The sequence below is a fragment of the Roseospirillum parvum genome (assembly GCF_900100455.1).
In the GTDB taxonomy this organism is placed as follows: Bacteria; Pseudomonadota; Alphaproteobacteria; order Rhodospirillales; family Rhodospirillaceae; genus Roseospirillum; species Roseospirillum parvum.
In genome coordinates this window covers 12,651-16,719 of the sequence record NZ_FNCV01000018.1, presented here as the reverse complement: position 1 = coordinate 16,719, position 4,069 = coordinate 12,651, and the positions used below count along the sequence as shown (strand labels likewise).

6 protein-coding genes are annotated in these 4,069 nt (G+C 71.7%); all 6 read left to right on the top strand.

Annotated elements, in window-relative coordinates; genetic code table 11:
- The coding region (locus BLR95_RS14845; protein WP_092621956.1) for a phage protein Gp37 at nucleotides 1-570 on the top strand (570 nt) is incomplete at its 5' end.
- A gap of 1 nt (nucleotide 571) precedes the next feature.
- Nucleotides 572-784, top strand: a complete 213-nt coding sequence (locus BLR95_RS14840) for a DUF2635 domain-containing protein (protein ID WP_092621954.1) — start codon at nucleotides 572-574, stop codon at nucleotides 782-784.
- A 2-nt stretch (nucleotides 785-786) separates the two neighbouring features.
- Nucleotides 787-2,262: a phage tail sheath subtilisin-like domain-containing protein gene (locus BLR95_RS14835; protein WP_092621952.1), complete on the top strand. Its 1,476-nt coding sequence runs from the start codon at nucleotides 787-789 to the stop codon at nucleotides 2,260-2,262.
- Nucleotides 2,263-2,274: 12 nt separating this feature from the next.
- Nucleotides 2,275-2,637: a phage tail tube protein gene (locus tag BLR95_RS14830; RefSeq protein WP_092621950.1), complete on the top strand. Its 363-nt coding sequence runs from the start codon at nucleotides 2,275-2,277 to the stop codon at nucleotides 2,635-2,637.
- A gap of 7 nt (nucleotides 2,638-2,644) precedes the next feature.
- A complete protein-coding gene (locus BLR95_RS14825) occupies nucleotides 2,645-3,025 on the top strand; it encodes a phage tail assembly protein (RefSeq protein ID WP_092621948.1) in 381 nt (126 codons plus the stop codon).
- A gap of 117 nt (nucleotides 3,026-3,142) precedes the next feature.
- Nucleotides 3,143-4,069, top strand: a 927-nt coding sequence (locus BLR95_RS14820; RefSeq protein WP_143131037.1) for a phage tail tape measure protein, incomplete at its 3' end; no start/stop codon positions are given.

Genomic DNA, 4,069 nt, shown 5'->3' with positions numbered 1-4,069 from the left:
GCCGCGCGCTCCGGCGCCCTGGGCTACCAGATCCCGACCGTGGGCGCCTATACCCGCGAGCTCGACGAGGAAGTGGAGACCTTGGTCCGGCGCTTCCCGGCGATCTGGGTCGTATTCGCCGGAGAGGGTCCGGCCCAGCGGCGCGGCAACGGCTGGAACCACCCGATCACCTTCGCGCTGGTTGCCGCCGCCCAGAGCCGGCGCAACGAGGCAGCCGCGCGGCGCGGTCAAGGCGCGGGGCGTCCCGGGGCCTACCAACTGCTGGCCGACTGCCGGGCGCTGCTCGCCGGGCAGTCGTTGGGGCTGGACGTCGACCCCCTCCAGCCGGGGCGCGTCAAGCTCCTGGCCTCGAAGTGGACCCGACAGGTGGGTGCCGTGGTGTACGGGCTGGAGCTGTCCACCGCCTACGGCGGCCCCGCCATGAGCGATGCCGAGGCGGCCACTCTGGGCGACTTCACCCGCTTCGTCGGGGCCTGGGACGTGCCGGCGCACGGCGGTGTCGATCTGCCCACCGATGATCCGCCGGCCGGCGGCGACGCCCTGGCCGATTTCAACCCGCAAGGAGCCTGACATGGCCGAGACGATCTACGTGGTCCCCCGGGCGGGCCTGCTGGTGGCCGATCCCGATGCCCGGGGCGGCAGTCGCCATCTGCCGGCCGAGGGCGCCACCGTGCCGGACACCCCCTATTGGCGCCGACGCCTGCGTGGCGGCGACGTGAGCCTGGGCCGGCCGCCCAAGCTCGCCAAGTCCGCCAAGCCCGCCCCCAAGACTGACGAGGCCTGACCATGGCGATCTCCTTCAACACCATCCCGGTCGATCTGCGCGTCCCCGGCGCCTATGTCGAGATCGACAACAGCCGGGCGCTGCGCGGTCTGGTGGGCATGCCGCGCAAGGTGCTGCTGATCGGGCCTCGGCTCGACAGTGGCACGGTGCCGGCCGGCACGCCCGTGCAGGTGCTGACCGAGCGCGCTGCCCAGGGCTACTTCGGGCGGGGGTCGATCCTGCACCTGATGTTCCGGGCCTTCAAGGCGGGCAACGACTACACCGAGGTCTGGGGCATCGGCCTGGACGACGACGACGCGGCCCAGGCGGCGAGCGGCAGCATCGCGGTCAGCGGGCCGGCCACGGCCGGCGGCACCATCGCCCTGATGATCGACGGGGCGCGGGTGCGGGTCGGTGTGGCGGCGGGTGACGCGCCGGCCGCCATCGCCACGGCCATCGCCGCCGCCATCAATGCCCAGACCGACCTGCCGCTGAGTGCCGCCGTCAACGGTGTCGACGACGCCCAGGTTGATCTGACCGCCCGCAACGCCGGCGAGACCGGCAACCACATCGACGTGCGCCACAGCTACCACACCGGCGAGGCCCTGCCGGCCGGCGTGGGGCTGGCCGTCACCGCCCTGTCCGGCGGCACCGCCAACCCCGACGTGGCCGACGCGGTGGCGGCGATGGGCGACGAGTGGTGGACCGACGTGGTGATCCCGTGGACCGACGCGGCCAACCTCGCCGCGCTCGAGGCCGAGGCGGCGCGCCGCTTCGAGGGCATGGACATGCGCGACATGTTCATCTGGGCCGGGGCCAGCGGCACCCACGCGGACCTGACCACGCTCGGCAACAGCCGCAACAGCCCCCACCTGTCGATCCTGGGGGCCGGCGCCTCGCCCAGTGGACCCTGGGCCTGGGCGGCGGCGCTGGCGGCCGTCGCCAGCTACCATTTGCAGATCGACCCGGCCCGGCCGCTGCAGACCCTGGTGCTGGACGGCCTGCTGCCGCCGGCGGTCGAGGAACGGTTCGACCTGACCGAGCGCAACCTGCTGCTGCACGACGGTGTTGCCACCCACAAGGTGGACGCCGGCGGCCGGGTGCTGGTCGAGCGGGCGGTCACCACCTACGAGGTCGACGCCGGCGGCATCGAGGACGCCAGCTACCTGGACGTCACCACGCTGGCCACCGTGGCCTACCTCCGCTACAGCCTGCGCGCCCGGATCACCCAGAAGTTCCCGCGCCACAAGCTGGCCAGCAACGGCACCGCCTACGGGGCCGGCCAGGCCATCGTCACGCCCGACGTGATCCGCGCCGAGCTGGTGGCCCTGTTCAAGGACTGGGAAGACGCCGGCCTGGTCGAGGGCTTCGACCAGTTCAAGCGCGACCTGATCGTCGAGCGCAACGCGAACGACCCCAACCGGGTCGACGCGGTCATCCCGCCTGACGTGGTCAACCAGCTGCGCATCTTCGCCGGCAAGATCGAATTCCGGCTGTAAGGAGACCCCACCATGAGCCGCACCCTCGGCAAGGTCACCATCAAGGTCGATGGCGAGCTGATCGAAAGCTACCCCGGCACCGAGATCGACCTCGGCGGCGTGGAGCGCAACGACAAGGAGAACGGCCACTATCCGGGCCGGTTCTCCGAGACCCGGCGCGGGTTCAGCGCCAAGCCGGAGTTTGATGTCACGGCGTCGACCGACCTGGACTGGTTCGCGGGCCTGTCCGACGTGACGCTGGCGGTCGAGCTGGACACCGGGCAGACCTACACCGTGCCGCATGCGTGGTGCAAAGGCCGGCCCACGTTCAGCGACGGGTCGGATTCCAAGGCCAGCGTCCAGTTCTACGGCCCGCCGGCCGAGAAGGTGGGGTGATCAGATCATGGCAACTCACACCCTCACCCTGCGCGATGGCCTGAAGGTGGGCGACACGGTGGCCCGCGACGTGGTGCTGCGCGAGGTCACCGCCGGCGACATCTTCGCCGCCACCGCCGCCGCCGAGCGCCCCGTCGCCACGCCCCAGGGCTGGCAGCTGCTGGTTAGCGATCAGCGCCTCGGCGTCGAACTGCTGGCCCGGCAGATCGCCCGGATCGGCGACCGCGACGGCCCGCTGACGGTGGCCGAGCTGGCGACCCTGTCCGGCCACGACCTGGGCCTGTTGCAGCGCGCGGCGTCCGAGCTGGACGCGGCCGGCGCGGCGGCGCTCGAGGCCACCGCCCGGGGGATCGGCGAGCGGGGGCGAGGCCAGGGCGGCGACGCCTGACGTCCGCCGCCTGCTCGCCCTGTTGTCGGCGCGCCTCCACTGGAGCCGCGCCGACGTGCTGGCCCTCAGCCTGCGCCAGGCCCTGGCGCACCTCGATGACCTGAACCGACTGAGCCGATGAGCGACCTCAACCACGCCATCACGATCAACTTGAAGGGCGACCTGGTCCGCCAGTCGGCGGCCATCGGCCGTCAGTGGAGCGGCCTCAGCCGGGGCGTGGTCAACCAGGCCGGCGTGATGCGCCGCGCCGTGGGTGGGCTCGGCCGAGGGCTGGACGCGCTGGGCAATCGCTGGTCCGCCCTGGCCGCCGGCGCCGCCGGGGCCGGGACGGTGACTGGGGTGGTGCGGCTCGACGCCCGCCTGACCCGGCTCGGTACCCAGGCGCAGATCACCGGTCAGCAGGTGGACGCCCTGCGGGATCAGATCTTCGAGGTCGCCCAGATGAGCGATGTCCGGGTCGACCCCTCGCAACTGCTCGACGCCGTGGAGGCCATCGTCGAGAAGACGGGTGACGTGTCATTCGCGACCAGCAATCTGCGCGGGCTCGGGTTGGCCATCCAGGCCAGTGGGGCGCGGGGACGGGACATTGGCGCGCTGGTGTCCGAGTTCAAGAAGCTGGGCCTGACGCTGTCCGATCAGGTGATCGCCAACCTCGACACCTTGGTGCGCCAGGGCAAGGAAGGGGCGTTCACGGTCGAGAATCTGGCGACCATGGGCGAGCGTGCCGTGAGCGCATTCAGCGCCCTGGGCTACAGCGGCGACGAGGCCGTCCAGGGCATGGGCGCGCTCCTGCAGGTGGCTCGGATGGGCACCGGGTCGGCGGAGCAGGCGACCACGGCTTTTGAAGGCATGTTGCGCACCATCGTCGCCAAGGGCAAGGACCTCCAGCGGGCGGGCATCTCGGTCTTCGACCCGGAGAAGCTGAAGCAGGGGGTCGAAGAATTCCGCCCCATGCCGGAGATCGTCGCCGACATCATCCGCAAGGCCGAGGGGCGGGCCAGCGTGCTCCAGCCCCTGTTCGGTGACGAGGGGTATCGGGCGATT